Below are 17,127 nucleotides of genomic sequence, written 5' to 3' on the forward strand. Positions count from 1 at the left end.
ACATCGAAACAAACCAGTAAAAGTGCAGCAAAAAATAACTCTATATTGTATTATTGTATTTTTATCATAGTAGCATCAAAATACGCCGGGTAAATAACTTGTTAGCCCTTTTTTGTCGCTCTGGATGAACTAAAGACAAATTAAACAAGCAAACAAATAAACGCTAAGTGACTGATAATAATGGGGCTACATAAATTCCCAAAATAAAAACGCAGCCCTTTTTGAGTTTGTAACGTGTTATAATTACAACGTTTTTTGTAAACATAATGGCACTAATTTTAATTTGGCTTTTTGAGTTGACTGTTAAATAATCATACAATATGATTAAAGTTCAGGCAGCAATGTATTAACATAATAAAATGTAGATTCACTCGCGCACCGTTTTGACAACACACGATGCACAATGCAGTGGTCACTCTTCGGTAACTGAATGGGGAAAGTTCAGCGGACCGATAAAACTATAATTTGGAGAACACCGCTTATGTTTAAAAGAACACACATAGCCAGTGCTGTAGTTATGGCATTTACCTGTCAATTTGCTTTTGCACAGGAGGAAGCACCAAAAACTCCTGAGAATAACGTCGATGAGATGGAGGTTATTCAAGTATCAGGTATTCGCGGCAGTTTAAACAAAGCGCTAGATGAAAAACGTGCAAGCGTTCAAATCGTGGATGCAATTGTTGCTGAAGATATTGGTAAATTCCCTGATAACAACGTAGTTGAAGCACTACAACGTGTGACAGGTGTACAAACAACAGGCCGTGGTGCTGGTGAAGTAAGTGCGGTTTCAATCCGTGGTCTTACTGATGTTAATACCACAGTTAATGGCCGCGCTATCTTTACAGGTGCGGGTCGTGATGTGGCGCTGCAAGACATTCCTGCAAGTTTACTTTCAGGCGTAACAGTTTATAAAACCCGTTCGGCGGATCAAATCGAACGTGGTATCGCAGGTGCGATTGATATTAAAACTCACCGTCCTTTCAACTTCGAAGGTGAAAAAGTTGTTTTAGCGGCACGTGCGATTTACTCAGATCAACCAGATGAAGTTGATCCAAATATCAGTGCGTTACTTTCTAACCGTTGGGAAATCGACGGTGCTGGTGAGTTTGGTGCACTTTTCAATATTTCTTATGCTGAAACACATTACCGCGATGACACCATTACAGCGGGTGCAGCGTTCCCATTTTTTACTGATAAACCACAGTACAACTACTCACCGTACTCACGTGTACCAAATGAATTTTGGACTCAAGGTACTGAGTTAGGTCTACCGACTGCGGCAGGTTCTACTTTAGACGTAAATGGTGAGCCAACTGAATACCTACTTGCACGCGATGCTATTTTTGGTACTTCATTCACTGGTCTTCGTAAGCGTCCAGCTGCGTCTGTCTCTTTACAGTGGGCACCTAATGAAACACTCGAAATCACAGCTGAAGGTTTCTACACAGGTTACGAAAACGAATCGCAAAACGCGATGTGGTTCTCAAATACGTTTGAAAACGGTAACGGCTTCATTGAAACACCAACGGTGTTTGATGGCACTAACGTTATTAAGGAAAAGCAAGCGATTGGCGCTGGCGGCTTCCAAAGTGGTGACTACTCATACGGTAAAACAGATAGCTACTTATATGCATTAGGTGCAGAGTGGCAAGCAAGCGATTACCTAACCATTAATACAGAAGTTGTTTACCAAGACAGTGAGTACGAAACAGATTTCTTCGCAATGCGATTTGACCGCACTGCATATGGTTTAGATGTAGACTTTAACGATAAAGACGGCGTACCAGGTATCGCGTTTTGGGATAACCCAAATACAGCGGTAAACGAAGCAGATATGGCTGCTATCGAAAACTGGAATGCAGGTACAATTTATGACAATGGCGGCGGTAACGCAGGTGACGCATTAACTTTCACGTTTGATGCTGAATACCTAATTGGCGGCGCTATCTTCGATAAAGTGAAGTTTGGTGGTCGTTACGAAAAACGTACTGCGCAAGAATACACCCGTGGTCAAGATGCAGGTATTGCTAACACCTCTGTAGCAAGCTTAATTGAACAGCTAGCAGCGGCGGGTGCATCTGGCGATGGTACTGGCATTGTGTTCCAAGTTGATGACTATTTCGATGGCCGTGCTGATGTATTCAACAGCTTTGTAACTGCAGACGGTGGTTACATGCTAGATAATGGCGATGCTGTTCGCAGCGTATACGGCATTGAAGCTGAAGACGTTTACAAAACATTTGATATCGAAGAAAACTCATACGCGCTATATGCAACAACTAACTTTTTCTTAACGGAAGATATCAGCGGTGAGTTCGGTTTACGTTATGTAAGCTATGAACAAGACATGGACTTTGTTGCCGAGTCTGGCGGCATGAACTCAAATGTATTTGAAGAAAGCTCAGCAAGTGCAGATAGCAGCGCATTACTTCCAAGCTTTGTGCTTAACTGGAATATCACTGATGATGTAGTGGGTCGTGTCGCGTACACAGAAACATTACGTATGCCTAATTTTGCTGACTTAAATGCACTGCAATACTGGTATGATCCATTAACAGAAGGTGCTACCTACGGTACAGGTAATGGTGGTAACCCAGATCTTAAACCAACAGAATCAAAGAACTACGACGTATCACTTGAATGGTATTTCGCAGATACAAGCTCACTTTACGCAGCTTACTTTAAGCGTGAAATTGAAGGCTTAGTTGTTGCGGGTCGTAAGCAAGTTGTGCGCGAAGGTGATGATGGCGTAACACGTCCATATGTATTAAGTGCACCTGTGAATGCTTCAAACGGTGAACTATCTGGTTTAGAAGTTGGTTTAGTTTACTTCCCAGAAAACTTACCAGAGTACTTAAACGGTTTTGGTGTGCAAGCAAGCTACACGATGCTTGATTCATCACAAGATACACCTGAATTCGATGAGACGGGTGAGATCTCTGGTTATGTTGATTCACAAATGGCCGGTGTTTCTGATGAATCATACAGTATCGTAGGTATCTACGAGCGTGATTCATTCGACATGCGTTTATCTTATGTATGGCGTTCTGAGTTCTACACAGGTAACGAAGCGGCAATCTTTGCTAACCCGATTCAATTCTGGAGTCGTCCTGAGCAAAGCTTAGATTTCCAATTTAGCTACAATGTGAATGATGATTTAGTGGTTACTTTTGATGCAACGAACATCCTAGATGACGTATATCAAAACTACTATGGTGAAGGTAACGACAACCTGTTTAACTTTGGTAACGGTATCTACTCACGCACATTCGCACTTGGTGCACGTTATTCTTTCTAAATTTCTTGAATAGACCCAAAAACCCCGGCTTTGCTGGGGTTTTTTATTGCTGGCGCGATACTTTGCCATCGGTCGAAAAGAGTTGCGATTTAATAAGTATGATAATACTATTAATTAGATTAGCATTAAATTTACAAAAATAACGAACGCAATGGCCAAGCTGTGTAATATCTAAGGCTGTAAATTTATTTGATACGCAGTGTTGAAGGCTTTTCGACATTGCTTGAAATAGTGAGCGGCGGCTCATTATTGACCAATTAGGGTGTTGTTGTATGGAATCTCAAAAGTTATCCGTTGTAGAAAAGGTCGGCTTTGGTGCCGGTGACATGGCAGTGAATGTCATGGTTGCAGCGTTATTCTATTTTATGTCTTTCTTTTACACCGATATCTACGGACTTGATCCGGTTGATATGGGTGTGTTGTTCTTAGTGGCGCGTTTTGTTGATGCCTTTACCGACCCTTTAATGGGGGTGATCACCGATAAAGTGAAAACCCGTTGGGGTCAGTTTCGTCACTGGTTCTTATTTTTATCAGTACCTTATGGTTTGTCGGTCGTTCTGCTCTTTACCACGCCAGATTTCGACTACAACATGAAGTTAGCTTGGGCTTATGCGACTTACCTATTCGCGACCTTGATGTTTACTGGTGTTGCTATTCCTTATATTTCTTATATCGGCGTATTAACTGCCGATCCTAAAGAGCGTTTGTCAGCTAATGGCTACCGTATGTTCTTCGCTAAAATTGCCAATGTAGTGATTGTATTCTCGGTGCCGTTATTAGCATCTTACTGGGGTGGCGATAGTTTATCTTACGGTTATAAACTGGCGATGGCGCTGGTATCAGCCTGTGCCGTTGCGTTGTTCTTATTTTGCTTCTTAACGACTCGAGAGCGTATTACTCACGAGCCGCAAAAAGAAAGTGTTATTACGCAATTAAAAGTGCTTATTAAAAACGACCAATGGTTACTACTTTGTGCAGCATGTGTACTTGGTACGCTTGGCTATGCGATTCGTGGCAGTGTTGCTATGTATTACGCAACCTATTATTTAGGTGTGCCAGATTTAGCGGGGGCCTTTACCAGTGCGGGTATTGCAGCATCTATTGTCTCTATGGTGGCAAGTACGTGGATCACCCAGCGTTACTGTAAAATGAAGCTATTCCGTCAATCACAAATCGCCGTGCTATTCATCTCATTGCTAATGTACTTTGTGGTGCAACCGGGTGATGTAATGATGGCGTTTGTGCTTTATATCATCTTGTCATTTGTGGTTGATTTACATGCACCAGTATTCTGGTCTGCCATTGCTGAAGCCGTAGATTACGGTGAAATTAAAGACGGCGTTCGTGCCTCGGGTCTATCGTTTGGTGGTATTTCATTCTGCCAAAAAGCAGGGGGTGGCTTAGCTGGCTTAGCAGGTGGTTTATTACTGGCATTTTTTGAGTACAAGCCTAACGTTGAGCAAACCGAATTTACCCTAATGGGCTTAGCACTGATGCTAACTATCATTCCTGGTGTATTCCACGCCTTGCTAGGTCTGATCTTGAAAAAATACAAAATTACCGATGAATACTATACGGATATGGTTATTCATAAACGCCTACCAAAATAATCACTCTTTACGCACACACTAAACAGTGTGTGCGCTTTGCTCTTTAAAATAACAATTCGCTGGGAGACAACAGTATGAACACATTCAAAGTTAGCTATTTGGCAAGCGTTTGCGCTGCAATATTAACTGTGACCGGTTGCAGTGAGCTGCCAACAGACAGTAAACAAGCCGCTTCTGTGGAGCATGCTGAACATACCAGCGAACAACATTTATTTGCCCTCAATCAAGTAAGTTTAAGCGCCAGCCCGTTTTTACATGCACAGCAAACGAATGTGCGTTATTTATTAGCTCTTCACCCTGATCAGCTGCTTGCTCCTTACCTGCGTGAAGCTGGCCTTGAACCAAAAGCGCCTAATTATGGCAACTGGGAAAGCACAGGACTTGATGGCCATATTGGTGGTCATTATCTTTCTGCCTTGAGTCTTGCGTGGGCAGCTACGGGTGACGAAGAATTAAAGCAGCGTTTAGATTATATGCTGAGTGAGCTGGATCGCGCTCAACAAGCCACAGGTGGTTACTTAGGCGGTATCCCAAATAGCGATGAAATGTGGCAGCAGATTGAAAAGGGTGAAATCAAAGCCGATTTATTCAGCTTAAACGACCGCTGGGTGCCGCTGTATAACATAGATAAAATCTTCCATGGCTTGCGTGATGCATACGACGTAGCTGGTAGTGATAAAGCCAAACAAATGCTATTTAAGCTAGGAGAATGGTTCTTAGCGACCACTGCCAAGCTAACTGATGAACAAGTTCAACAAATGCTGTATTCAGAGCATGGTGGCTTAAATGATGTGTTTGCTGACATGTACTTTATAAGTGATGATGAGCGCTACTTAAAACTAGCCCGCCAGTTCTCTCATAACATCATCATTGAACCCTTATTACACAAAGAAGATAAGTTAACGGGCCTGCATGCCAATACGCAAATTCCAAAAATTATTGGCATGTTGAAAGTTGCAAATGCCAGCGATGACAAAGCATGGCAGCAAGGTGCTGACTTTTTCTGGAAAACCGTCAGCCAAGAGCGCTCAGTATCAATTGGCGGTAACTCAGTACGTGAGCATTTTCATGATAAAAGTGACTTCACGCCTATGGTTGAAGATGTTGAAGGCCCAGAAACCTGCAACACTTACAACATGATGAAACTGAGTAAGTTATTGTTCTTAAAAACCGGTGATACGCGCTATTTAGACTATTATGAGCGCGCCACATATAACCATATTTTATCGTCACAACACCCAGAGCATGGTGGCCTTGTTTACTTTACCTCAATGCGTCCTGGTCATTACCGTATGTATTCGTCAGTGCAAGATTCAATGTGGTGTTGCGTAGGCTCAGGTATTGAAAATCACAGTAAATATGGTGAGCTGATTTATAGCAATACAGGTCAAGAGCTATGGGTAAACTTGTTTATTCCAAGCACGTTAAACTGGCAACAGCAGGGCTTACAGATCACGCAAGAAAGCCAATTCCCAGATGATAACAAGGTCTCACTGACCGTAAATCGTTTGTCTGAGGGGCAAAGTGCTGAGTCGGTAATTCATATTCGTAAACCGTCTTGGCAACAAGGTGAGTTGAGCTTTACTCTAAATGGACAAGCTGTAAGCGCAACCGAAAAAGACGGTTACTACAGCATCAGCCATGCATGGCAAAGCGGTGACAAACTTGCCTTTGAACTTAGTCCTAAGCTTTATACTGAGCAGCTACCTGATGGTCAGCATTATTACTCTGTGATGTATGGGCCTGTTGTAATGGCCACTAAAGTACAAGCATTTGCAAATGAACAGCTTAACTTTGTTGCTGATAATAGCCGCATGGGCCACATCGCCGCAGGGCCGACCTGTCCGCCAGAAGCTCTGCCAATAATGCTGAGTGAACCAGAAAAATTTATTGCCGATCTCACTCGTAAACCGGGCCAAGAGCTCGCATTTATCGCCGATAAAAATGTGGCAATTGCCAAGCAAGGTATTGATAACACCAAAAGCACAGAGCTAATTCCGTTCTTCCGCTTACACGATAGTCGCTACCAAGTGTATTGGCCGCAGCAAAGCGAAGCCGAGTTCACGCAATTTGTTGCCGATGCAAAAGCGGCTGAGCAAGCGAAAGAGCAGCTTCGTTTATTAACCGTGGATCAAATTACGCCGGGTGAGCAACAACCAGAAGTTGAGCATGGCTTTAAAGGTGAAGGAACCCGCGCAGGTGTTAATAATGGCCACCATTGGCGCGATGCAACAGGTTGGTTTGAGTATCAGCTTAGTAACCCAGAACAAAAAGCGGTTGCTTTGCGTGTTCGCTATTTTATTGGCGATGTGAACCGTCACTTCTCAATTAATTTAAATGGTGAGCAATTAGCTGCAGTTAGTTTGCCTGTAGGTAAACCAACGGATGAGTTCTACACCATTGATTACCCATTAACAGAAGCAATGAAAAAGTCGACAACGCTGACCTTACGTTTTGCTGCCGACAAAGATTCTGTTGCCGGTGGTATCTATGGTATTCGTTTAATCAACGCACAATAAAGAGTTGGCTATGTTAAGCAACAATGTGTTTGCGACGGCAAAAGAGCATGTTTTACCGTCGCTTTTAGATAATAGCGCTGAGCAACACAGTTTTTACCGAACACCGACAGGGCTTGGTTATCGAGTAATTGAGCAAGGTCAGGGGGATAAACCTAGTTGGGATGCCACAGTGACTGTTCATCAACGGGTTACCCTTAAAAATGGACGGGTGTTGTTCGACACTCGCAAGCAAGGTGCTGCTGTAGAGTACGAAATTGCAGAGGCGATAGTGGGCTTGCAAGAAGCATTGCAATTAATGAATAAAGGCAGTCGCTTTGAGGTGCTAATACCTGCGCATTTGGCACGCGATGTGTACAGCGTATTTATTGAAGAAAAGCATCAACAAGGCTGCCAAAGCCCCATGCTCGTTGATATTACCTTGGTTGATTTTCGTTAATAATACCAACTTGCTATCTCAAAATAGATCACTTAAGTAAATAAAAAACCTGCAATTTTGCAGGTTTTTTTGGTTTGGATGATTACTTCTTAAGCTTGGTTTTGAGCTTATTTAGGTCGGCGGGGTTAACAACCGGCCAATCGTTTTTCCAACTCATAGGTAAAATACGTAGCTTTTGCACGCCGTTATCGGCTGTTTCGTAGGCGTGTAATACTAAATAGTCTTTGCCATCAAAGGTGTATGCAGCATTATGGCCAAGGGCTGCCCAATCTTTGTTACCTTCAATAACTAAACTACCACCGCCATCAACCATAGAGCGACCTTGCTGATCTAAGTATGGGCCTTCGATGTTTTTACTGCGGCCTACGCGCACGTTGTAAGTACTCTCTACGCCACGGCAGCATTTATCAAACGAAACAAACAAGTAGTAATAGCCGTTCTTTTTAAAGATATAAGGTGCTTCAATCGGGCCATGTTCCGTATTTGGACGACTCGCAATGTGATGCCATTTTTCAGGTTTTGCTAAGCGCACCATGTCATCATCAAGTTGTACTAGTTTAAGACCACCCCAGAACGAACCAAAGCTCATCCACGGTGTACCATTGTCATCTTCGATAATTGCAGGGTCGATAGCGTTCCAATCGTCACGCTCAGGCACAGATTCAACCACAATGCCGTAATCAATCCACTTGTAATCAGGTGATGATGGGTCAAGGGTTTCGTTAACCGTTACACCAATTGCTGAGGTGTTTTTGCCAAATGCAGAGACTGAGTAATAAAGGTAAAACTTACCATTTTTCTCGTACACATCGGGTGCCCATAAGTGGCCATCAAAACTTGGTGAAATACGCTTTGCCCAACTTGGCTCATCTTTAAAAACGCGGCCGGTAAGTTTCCAGTTGGTTAAATCTTTCGACTCATAATAGGTAATGCCCGGGCCTGTGCTAAAGACATAGTACGTGTCGCCTTCTTTGGTCATTACCGGATCGTGTACTTCAACTTGTTTTGCAGATACGGCTGCGGCAGAAAAAAGTAGCCCTGTTGAAAGCCACTTCATTGCGTGTGTCACCTTACTTACGGGTCTCATGCTTGAATACCTTTTGTTGTTTTAACTCTTGTGTTCATTCAGCTACTATATAATATGTAATACAATATTAACAATAAAATCGAGACGAATTACAGGACACATTATGCTCAAAAAATTATCTCGGCTAACGCTTCTTAGTGCGTTAAGCGCCTCGTCATTGTCAGCCCTCGCTGATGCTAATAGTAGCAAGACTCTTGCACCTATTGATAATCCCATCGTACTTAAGCGTGCTGATCCTTGGTTAGTTCGTGATGAAAAAAGTGGCTGTTACACGTTCATTGGTAGTTCGCCGAAATTTGATGAAATTGAGCTGCGCCAAGCTTGTCGCTTAAACGATTTAAAATTAGCTGAGCCAAAGGTTATTTGGCAAAAGCGAGATAAAGGCCCAATGAGTGTCAATATTTGGGCTCCAGAGCTGCATCAGATTGATGGCAGTTGGTATATCTACTTTGCCGCAGGTGATATCGAAAAACCGTTCAGTATTCGTATGTATGCGCTTAAAAACGACAGTGCTGATCCGATGCAAGGTGAGTGGCAAGAAATGGGTCAAGTAACTAGCCACCTTGATAGTTTTTCGCTTGATGCCACAAGTTTTACGCATAAGGGTAAGCGTTACATGATTTGGGCGCAGCAGAACCAGCCTGCAACTTATAACTCAGCTTTATGGTTAGCTGAAATGGACTCACCAACATCAATTAAAGAACCCATTATCGCGATTACTGAGCCAACTCTTGATTGGGAAGTGCAAGGTTATAAGGTCAACGAAGGTGCTGCTGTTATCACTCATGGCGATAAAATATTTGTCACTTATTCAGCCAGCGCTACCGATCATCGATATGCAATGGGCTTACTATGGGCAGATGTGAATGCTGATTTACTTAATCCTGCTAGCTGGCATAAAAAGGCAGAGCCGGTGTTTACTACCAATGCTGAGTTGGGTCGTTTTGGACCTGGACACAACAGTTTTGTGAAAGCTGAAGATGGGGTAACCGATTTAATGATTTATCACAGTCGTGATTATAAAGAGCTGAAAGGAACACCACTGACAGATCCAAATCGCCATGCGCGAGCACGCATTATTACGTGGGATAAAAACGGCTTTCCAGTGTTCTCACCTGAACGAGCAGACTAAAAAAGGGCGCCAATTGGCGCCCTACAACTTGGGAACGAACGATTACCAGAAGCGGTAGTAAATAAAGGCAGTAATACCAATAATACCCGCAGTATGAATGTAGTCCCACTTATCTAAGCCGGCAGCCACTTCTTTCATGGTTGCTTTATCTAGACTTGAGAAAGTAAGACCTTTCAATTGTTCTTCGTCTGCTTGTTTGGTGAAAATACTCACCACAATCATAATGGCGACCACGATGACAAATAGCAGAATACAGTAATACAACCAGTTCATCGTGGTGATCCACGCAAATGATGAACCTGTTAAATCATCTTTAAATGGCAGCAAGACTAAGCGGATCATACCCAGTACAAAACCAGATACTAAGCCCACAAAACCCGCTGTTGGAGTGATGCGTTTACTACATAAACCGAGTAAGAATACCGCAGCAATACCCGGTGCAATAAGAGACTGAACACTTTGCAGATATTCATAAAGCACATCGGCAATTAAGCTCATGACGGGTATCCACAAAAGACCTAATACAACAATAACGATAGTGGCAATTCGACCTACCTTAAGAAGGTGTTTCTCAGATGATTCAGGTTTGAATTTCTTATAAAAATCAATGGTGAATAAGGTTGCTGATGAGTTAAATAATGATGCTAAAGAACTCATTAGTGCTGCAACTAAACCACCGATTACAATCCCCTTAACACCTGCTGGCAATAGCTCCGCAACTAACGTTGGGAAGGCTTGGTCAGCACTTTCATAGCTAATAATACCTTTAGCATTTAATGCATAGGCAATCATACCCGGCACTAAGAAGATAAATACAGGAAGTAATTTTAAGTAACCAGCAAACATGGTACCGCGACGGGCTTCTTTAATACCCTTTGCAGATAGAACACGTTGTACGATGTATTGGTCTGTACACCAATACCAAAAACCAATAATGAATGAGCCAAAAATAATGCCTGGCCATGGGAATTCAGCATCTGAAGCACTACGAATAAGGTGCATATTGGCCGCATTAATACGCTCAACTTCTTCCCAGCCACCTACTTTATCTAAACCAACAACTAATATGACTAAGGAGCCAATAATGAGCACCGGAGTTTGCAACACGGAGGTCCACATAATGGCTTTCATACCACCAAGTACCGTATAAATACCGGTGATCACCACAAGGCCAATCGCTGAAATCCAGAAGAAGTCGATACCCCAAATGCTCTCAATACCCAAGATTGTTTTAAATGCGATACCGCCGGCATAAACCGTTACCGCAACCTTGGTTAATACATAACTAATCAATGAGATAACAGACAAGAAGGTACGTGATTTAGAGTTAAAGCGGCGCTCTAGGAACTCTGGCATGGTGTAGACTTTACTACTCCAATAGAAAGGCACGAAAATCCAACCGAGTAGTAGAATGATCCACGATTGCATTTCCCAGTGAGCCAGTGCCATACCCGATTGTGCACCTGAACCTGAAAGGCCCACCAAATGTTCCGAGCCAATGTTTGATGCGAAAATAGAGGCACCAATCACTAACCAACTTGCATTACGACCCGCTAAAAAGTAATCAGCGGTGTCTTCTTCTTTTTGTCGCATAGACATCACGACAACGCCTAGTAACAGGACAAAAAATCCTGCTAGCACTGCCCAGTCTAAGGTACTTAGTTCGACCATCGTGTGTTCCACCTAATTTTGAAAGAGAATTTTGCTTTTTTAGTTGTTGAATAAAAATATTATATTATAAATAAGGTAAGTGAAAGAGATTTGTTAAAATAAGGTGACAGTCTGTAGGTAAAGTGGTGACTGTATTGTTTGAAATATAGACACTTGTATTAGGCTGTTTTTTGCTTGTTGTTGATTTTAATCAATTATTTCCAGGATGACGGAATAGCTTTATAGATGTATCATATTACTCAGATCTTTTGAGGAACACACATGGCGCGTTTAGAAAATTTAAACCTATCACAACAAGTTACCAATGAGCTTGGTAAAGCAATTATTGTTGGTGATTATAACACTGAAACGGGGCTACCAACCGAAGCACAACTTTGTGAAGTGTATGGTATTAGCCGCACAGCTGTTCGTGAAGCAGTGAAAATGCTTGCTGCAAAAGGACTGATTTCTTCTCGTCCACGACAAGGTATTCGTGTTGAGTCGGCGGATAACTGGAATTTATACGATACAAGCGTATTAAAATGGTTGTTAGAAAGCAGCCCATCGCTTTACGTACTTAAAGAATTCTTACAAGTGCGCTTGGCGATTGAGCCGCAAGCAGCAGCACTTGCAGCAAGAAAAGGCGACCAAGCAGCCATTGCAGAAATTAAAATGGCACTCGATAAAATGCAAGCGGCAGCAGAAGAGCCAGAAGGCGTAATGCATGAGCCAGACCTTGCCTTCCACACGGCAATTTTACATGCCAGTGGTAACCGTTTTTTCTATCAATTACGTGATTTTATTCGCACCGCATTACACGTAAGTATTCAACATACTACACCTGCTAAGGGTAATAAAAAGGCTATCGCTGAAGAGCACTTTAAAGTGTATAACGCGATTGCGAGCGGCGATCCTGAACGTGCTAAAAACATGATGACGTACATGATTGATGAAGCAATGGCGTTTATTGAAAAAGAAATCGCTGATAAAGAAGCGGCTCAATAAGTATCGCTTCTTGACGTTGTAATTACTTTAAAACAAAAGGTTATCATGCCAAATTCAAACGAGCTAAAAACAGTTTACCCAAGCCTTGCTGGTAAGAGTGTGTTTATTACTGGCGGTGCATCGGGAATTGGTGAAGTAATGGTAACGCGGTTCTGCGAGCAGGGCGCGAAAGTCACCTTTGTTGATATTGCAACCGAGCAAAGCGATGCGTTATGCGCAAAATTAGCGGGTAAATATGAGTTTGACCCACAATTTATCCATTGTGATATTCGTGATGTTGAAGCCTTAAAAGCGGCCATAGAGCAAACGCGTCAGCAACAGGGTGACATTGGTGTGTTAATTAATAATGCAGCCGATGACACTCGCCATGCCGCTGAAAATATGGATGTGAAATATTGGGAAGACAAGTTTGCAGTTAACTTGCGCCCGTGTTTTTTCTCATCGCAAGCTGTGGTTGAACACATGCAGCGTTTAGGCGGTGGTAGCATTATCAATATGGGGTCGGTAAGCTGGCGTATTAAGCAAACAGGCATGCCAGCCTACACAACAGCGAAAGCGGGGATTGAAGGTTTAACCCGTTCATTAGCTGCTTCATATGGTAAAGACAATATTCGTGTAAATTCACTGGTTCCGGGGTGGGTGATGACAGAGCGCCAAATTACTCATTGGCTAACCCCAGAAATGATTGAAGATGTGCGTTTAAGTCAGTGTATTAACGAAACAATTCAACCTGACCATGTGGTAAACGCGGCATTGTTTTTGGCCGCAGATGATAGCTGCATGATGACTGCACAATCACTGATCGTGGATGCCGGTTGGACATAATTTTGCGAAACGATTGCAAAATGACTAACTTGCGATAAAATTTTTTACATAATTCAAATGATACTATAATAATAAAATATGGGTTATATCATCAACAGATCCCATACTTAGGAAGGTGGTAAGAAAGTTTGACCGACTTTGTACTTGTTTATTTAATTCTGATTATTGGCGCTTGCCTGCAAAGTGTTATTGGCTTTGGTTTAGGTATGTTATGCGTGCCTGTACTTTACTGGCTAATGCCAGAGCTGGTGCCTGGGCCAATGATTTTGAATGCGCTGTTTTTAACGTCGGTGTTAATGATTAAACACCGTGGCGCGATAGACATGAAACAGACTGGCATTTCCATTATTGGTGGGGCCGTAGGGGTTATCCTTGCCGCTATGGTGATGTGGTATGTCAATGCTAAGCAGTATCAACTCTTGCTAGGTGTGAGTATTTTGGTAGTGGTGGCATTATCCATCATAGGTATGAAACCGAAAATCTCCACCATTACTAGCTTACTCGCGTCAATGTCGTCGGGTTTTTTAGGCACCACTACTTCTGCTGGTGGCGCGCCAATGGGGCTACTCTATCAAGCTGAAAATAAAGACAAAATTAAAGCAAACCTGAGTGCCTTTTTTGTATTTATAAACCTGTTTGGCATTATTGTATTGATGCTGACAGGCTCTGCCGATATGGCTGATGTGAAGTTGTTCTTTTTCTGCTTACCCGCAATTTTAATTGGCTGGGGCTTGTCGTTTGTGATCAACAATAACCTCAACGAAAAGGCCATTCGCGGCATCATCTTACTGGTTGCTGGTTTATCTGGCCTAGCACTTATTTTCATACACAGATAGAATGAGGATAGTTCAGCTGTTTGTGTAATGAAGCCTATGCTCGATGACACCATTAAAGTAATCATTTCTAGTCAATGCCAATTAGGTGAAGGTGCCTATTTTGCAAAGGCGCATAACTGTTTATTTTGGGTCGATATTTTAGGGCAGCGTTTGTTTCGTTTGCATTGCCAATCAATGCGCGTTAGCCAGTTTACCATGCCAGAACCAATTTGTTGGGTGATGGAAACCGAGCAAGCAGAGTTAGTCGCAGGTTTTGCCAAAGGCGTTTATAAGCTAAATAGCGAAGACTTTAGTCGCGAACTACTTTATGCAATTGATCACGAACCCTCACAAAACCGCTTAAACGATGGCAAAACGTCTCGCCAAGGCTTTGGCTTTTTCGGCTCAATGGACTCTCAAGAGCAAACCAATAGTGGCAAGTTATACCGTTTTGGTCATGGTCAGGCTCCAACAGCAGTTGATCATGACTACACGATTAGCAATGGCCCCGCGGTAAGTAAAAATGGCCAGTTTCTATATTCTACAGACTCAGATAAACAAACAATCTACCGCTTTACTCTGAATGAACATGGCGAGCTTGCTGATAAGCACGAGTTTATTCGCTTTACTGATAATATGGGTTTTCCTGATGGCATGACCGTTGATAGCGAAGATCATCTTTGGGTTGCTGCATGGAATGGTTATGGCGTGTATCGTTTTGCTCCAAACGGTGAGCAGGTGCAGTTTATTCGCTTACCCGCTCCACGTGTTACGAGTGTCGCATTTGTTGGTGAAGAGCTCACGCATCTGGCAGTGACAACTGCGGCAGTAGGGCTAGAAGACTCAGTACTCGCTGATTACCCGCACAGTGGTGGCGTGTTTATTCTTGAGCCGGGCGTTAAAGGTATTGCTGAAACGCCCTTGAAGCTATAGGTTTTCCATCACTTGATAACGCAACTCGCCAAGAAATGCGCGTGCTGCCGGGCCCAGTTTGTCACCGTCTTTAAAGAGCAAATGTAATTTAGCGCTGCGACTGCTGTTATGGGTTAAATTAAGAGCTTTCATTTGCCCAGTCGCAAGTTGTTTTTCTATCGCGACTTTTGGTAACCAGGCAAAGCCCAGTCCATTACTGATCATATCAATCGACGTGCGCATATGAGTGACGGTCCAGCGCTGATCGGCACCTAACCAGCCACCATCTTGTTTGTGCTTATTCGCTGAATCGCGAACCACAATTTGGCGATGTGATTTTAAATCTTCGAGGGTAATTTCACGCTCTATCGCATGCAAAGGGTGATCTGGGTGTGCTACAGCAATAAACTCGATATCACATAACTCTTCGTGAAAGTTTGCCGCAATTGGAAAGCCGGTAATGGCAATATCAACCTGATCGTTTTCAAGCAGTTCATTGCCCCCCATCAGTACAGACTCATGCAACTCAATACGCAGTTGCGGGTATTGCGATGACGTGTCGTTAAGTACTTTATAAAGCAATTGTTGTGGGAAAATAGCATCAACGGCAATGCGTAACTTACTTTCGATACCTTCACCCAAGGTTTGCCCAATGGCCTCAACCTTAGCGGCTTCATCGAGTAAGTAATTGGCGCGGCGTAGCATCATTTCGCCGGCTTCAGTGAGCACGGTTTTGCGGCCTTGAATGCTGAATAATTTTACATTGAGTGCAGATTCAATTTTACCAACCGCATTATGAATACTCGATTGGCTTTTATGAATGCCTTGTGAGGCCTGGTTAAAGCCTCCAAATTCAACAACAGCACGAAACATGCGCCACTGTTCTAGCGTAATTCTTAGCATGATGTTCCTTTGCTTACTTAACTGCCTAATAGTACCTGTAAATGCTGAAAAAGTTTACTTTTTAGCAGTGGGCAACTCAATATACTCAAGCTCATCACCAGGAATGCTTGCAAAGCGCTGTGCTTGCCAATCTTGTTTTGCTTGCTCGATGCGCTCTTTGCTGTAAGCGACAAAATTCCAGTGTAAATACGGGACTTTATTAAATTTACTGCCACCAAGTAAAATAAAGCGGCTGTGCACCAGTGTCGTTATTTCGTGTTCGCTGTCATCAAGTAGCACAAAGTCGCCTTGGGTATAGCGAGTATCACCCACACTAATTTCACCATAAATAACATACACGGCGGTTTCATGATGAGGATGCGGTTTAGTAATATGGCTACCTTGCTCGGCTACCGTATCTACATAAAACATCGGTGAGTAGTTTTTCACCGGGGAGCTTAAACCATAGGCATCACCGACAATGAGTCGCATCAGCACGCCCTTTTCGATTTTCTCAGGCAGCTGATGTTTTTTGATATGCTCAAAGCGTGGTGCTATTTCGGTCATGCTCTCAGGTAAAGCAACCCAGCATTGCAGGCCATTAATGTCGTGCTCGCTCGCCCGTACTTCAAGGCTTTCTCTTTCTGAGTGCACTATCCCGCGACCTGCGGTCATCCAGTTTACATCACCGGGCTCTATTTGCAGGCTATTACCTAGTGAATCGCGATGGTAAATACTGCCAGTAAATAAATAAGTGAGCGTTGACAGGCCAATATGAGGGTGGGGCCTCACATTTATGCCTTCACCGCGAGGAAAGTGATTCGGCCCCATGTGGTCAAAAAAGATAAATGGGCCAACCATTTTTTTGTCAAAATGCGGCAAGATGCGTTTTACATCGAGCCCACCAATATCGTGGCTGGTTGCTGTTAATAACGTTGCCATATTTGCGCCCCTTA

Annotated in this window: 13 protein-coding genes; 9 read left to right on the top strand and 4 right to left on the bottom strand. The window is 43.0% G+C overall.

Translation table 11 applies throughout. The features are described 5' to 3' along the window. The first annotated feature begins 481 nt into the window (after positions 1 to 481). The 4 genes from C2M33_RS04565 (at position 482) to C2M33_RS04585 (ending at position 7,863) form a co-directional block, all read left to right on the top strand. Positions 482 to 3,298 (top strand): TonB-dependent receptor, encoded by a 2,817-nt coding sequence (locus tag C2M33_RS04565; protein WP_063700851.1) that lies wholly within the window; start codon positions 482 to 484, stop codon positions 3,296 to 3,298. 272 nt (positions 3,299 to 3,570) lie between these two features. Continuing rightward, complete coding sequence (locus C2M33_RS04575; protein WP_063700855.1) at positions 3,571 to 4,908, top strand: MFS transporter; 1,338 nt, start codon at positions 3,571 to 3,573, stop codon at positions 4,906 to 4,908. A 74-nt stretch (positions 4,909 to 4,982) separates the two neighbouring features. Then, a complete protein-coding gene (locus tag C2M33_RS04580) occupies positions 4,983 to 7,427 on the top strand; it encodes a glycoside hydrolase family 127 protein (protein ID WP_105173863.1) in 2,445 nt (814 codons plus the stop codon). Positions 7,428 to 7,437: 10 nt separating this feature from the next. After that, complete coding sequence (locus C2M33_RS04585; protein ID WP_105173864.1) at positions 7,438 to 7,863, top strand: FKBP-type peptidyl-prolyl cis-trans isomerase; 426 nt, start codon at positions 7,438 to 7,440, stop codon at positions 7,861 to 7,863. Positions 7,864 to 7,945: 82 nt separating this feature from the next. On the opposite strand, the gene C2M33_RS04590 is transcribed toward C2M33_RS04585, so the two are convergent. Then, on the bottom strand, positions 7,946 to 8,920 hold the full coding sequence (locus tag C2M33_RS04590) for an arabinan endo-1,5-alpha-L-arabinosidase (protein ID WP_233999108.1): 975 nt from the start codon (positions 8,918 to 8,920) through the stop codon (positions 7,946 to 7,948). Positions 8,921 to 9,053: 133 nt separating this feature from the next. Between C2M33_RS04590 and C2M33_RS04595 the strand changes: the two genes are divergently transcribed. Next, entirely contained in the window at positions 9,054 to 10,082 is a 1,029-nt protein-coding gene (locus C2M33_RS04595; protein ID WP_063700862.1) for a glycoside hydrolase family 43 protein, read from the top strand. Positions 10,083 to 10,124: 42 nt separating this feature from the next. On the opposite strand, the gene C2M33_RS04600 is transcribed toward C2M33_RS04595, so the two are convergent. Beyond that, entirely contained in the window at positions 10,125 to 11,753 is a 1,629-nt protein-coding gene (locus tag C2M33_RS04600) for a sodium:solute symporter (protein ID WP_105173866.1), read from the bottom strand. A gap of 261 nt (positions 11,754 to 12,014) precedes the next feature. Between C2M33_RS04600 and C2M33_RS04605 the strand changes: the two genes are divergently transcribed. From C2M33_RS04605 to C2M33_RS04620, 4 genes are all read left to right on the top strand, one after another. Next, positions 12,015 to 12,737 carry a FadR/GntR family transcriptional regulator gene (locus C2M33_RS04605; RefSeq protein ID WP_063700866.1) on the top strand — a complete coding sequence of 241 codons (723 nt, stop codon included), beginning with the start codon at positions 12,015 to 12,017 and terminating at the stop codon, positions 12,735 to 12,737. A 45-nt stretch (positions 12,738 to 12,782) separates the two neighbouring features. Further along, entirely contained in the window at positions 12,783 to 13,562 is a 780-nt protein-coding gene (locus C2M33_RS04610) for an SDR family NAD(P)-dependent oxidoreductase (RefSeq protein ID WP_105173867.1), read from the top strand. Positions 13,563 to 13,690: 128 nt separating this feature from the next. After that, positions 13,691 to 14,398, top strand: coding sequence for a sulfite exporter TauE/SafE family protein (locus C2M33_RS04615; protein WP_063700871.1), 708 nt, complete (start codon positions 13,691 to 13,693; stop codon positions 14,396 to 14,398). 27 nt (positions 14,399 to 14,425) lie between these two features. Continuing rightward, positions 14,426 to 15,310 carry an SMP-30/gluconolactonase/LRE family protein gene (locus C2M33_RS04620; protein WP_233999109.1) on the top strand — a complete coding sequence of 295 codons (885 nt, stop codon included), beginning with the start codon at positions 14,426 to 14,428 and terminating at the stop codon, positions 15,308 to 15,310. Here C2M33_RS04620 and C2M33_RS04625 read toward each other — a convergent pair. Together C2M33_RS04625 and C2M33_RS04630 are read right to left on the bottom strand one after the other, a co-directional pair. Next, entirely contained in the window at positions 15,305 to 16,192 is an 888-nt protein-coding gene (locus C2M33_RS04625; protein ID WP_063700873.1) for a LysR family transcriptional regulator, read from the bottom strand. The genes C2M33_RS04620 and C2M33_RS04625 overlap by 6 nt on opposite strands. Before the next feature lie 54 nt (positions 16,193 to 16,246). Further along, a complete protein-coding gene (locus C2M33_RS04630; RefSeq protein WP_063700876.1) occupies positions 16,247 to 17,113 on the bottom strand; it encodes a pirin family protein in 867 nt (288 codons plus the stop codon). Between the last annotated feature and the right edge of the window lie 14 nt (positions 17,114 to 17,127).

Origin of the sequence: Pseudoalteromonas sp. T1lg122, assembly GCF_002964825.1 — a bacterium.
Taxonomy (GTDB): Bacteria; Pseudomonadota; Gammaproteobacteria; order Enterobacterales; family Alteromonadaceae; genus Pseudoalteromonas; species Pseudoalteromonas gelatinilytica.

What these genes read in the sequence shown, in the direction of transcription:
- C2M33_RS04565 (WP_063700851.1), top strand. Translation starts at nt 482, where the DNA reads ATGTTTAAAAGAACACACATAGCCAGTGCTGTAGTTATGGCATTTACC.
- C2M33_RS04575 (WP_063700855.1), top strand. Translation starts at nt 3,571, where the DNA reads ATGGAATCTCAAAAGTTATCCGTTGTAGAAAAGGTCGGCTTTGGTGCC.
- C2M33_RS04580 (WP_105173863.1), top strand. Translation starts at nt 4,983, where the DNA reads ATGAACACATTCAAAGTTAGCTATTTGGCAAGCGTTTGCGCTGCAATA.
- C2M33_RS04585 (WP_105173864.1), top strand. Translation starts at nt 7,438, where the DNA reads ATGTTAAGCAACAATGTGTTTGCGACGGCAAAAGAGCATGTTTTACCG.
- C2M33_RS04590 (WP_233999108.1), bottom strand. Translation starts at nt 8,920, where the DNA reads ATGAAGTGGCTTTCAACAGGGCTACTTTTTTCTGCCGCAGCCGTATCT.
- C2M33_RS04595 (WP_063700862.1), top strand. Translation starts at nt 9,054, where the DNA reads ATGCTCAAAAAATTATCTCGGCTAACGCTTCTTAGTGCGTTAAGCGCC.
- C2M33_RS04600 (WP_105173866.1), bottom strand. Translation starts at nt 11,753, where the DNA reads ATGGTCGAACTAAGTACCTTAGACTGGGCAGTGCTAGCAGGATTTTTT.
- C2M33_RS04605 (WP_063700866.1), top strand. Translation starts at nt 12,015, where the DNA reads ATGGCGCGTTTAGAAAATTTAAACCTATCACAACAAGTTACCAATGAG.
- C2M33_RS04610 (WP_105173867.1), top strand. Translation starts at nt 12,783, where the DNA reads ATGCCAAATTCAAACGAGCTAAAAACAGTTTACCCAAGCCTTGCTGGT.
- C2M33_RS04620 (WP_233999109.1), top strand. Translation starts at nt 14,426, where the DNA reads ATGAAGCCTATGCTCGATGACACCATTAAAGTAATCATTTCTAGTCAA.
- C2M33_RS04625 (WP_063700873.1), bottom strand. Translation starts at nt 16,192, where the DNA reads ATGCTAAGAATTACGCTAGAACAGTGGCGCATGTTTCGTGCTGTTGTT.
- C2M33_RS04630 (WP_063700876.1), bottom strand. Translation starts at nt 17,113, where the DNA reads ATGGCAACGTTATTAACAGCAACCAGCCACGATATTGGTGGGCTCGAT.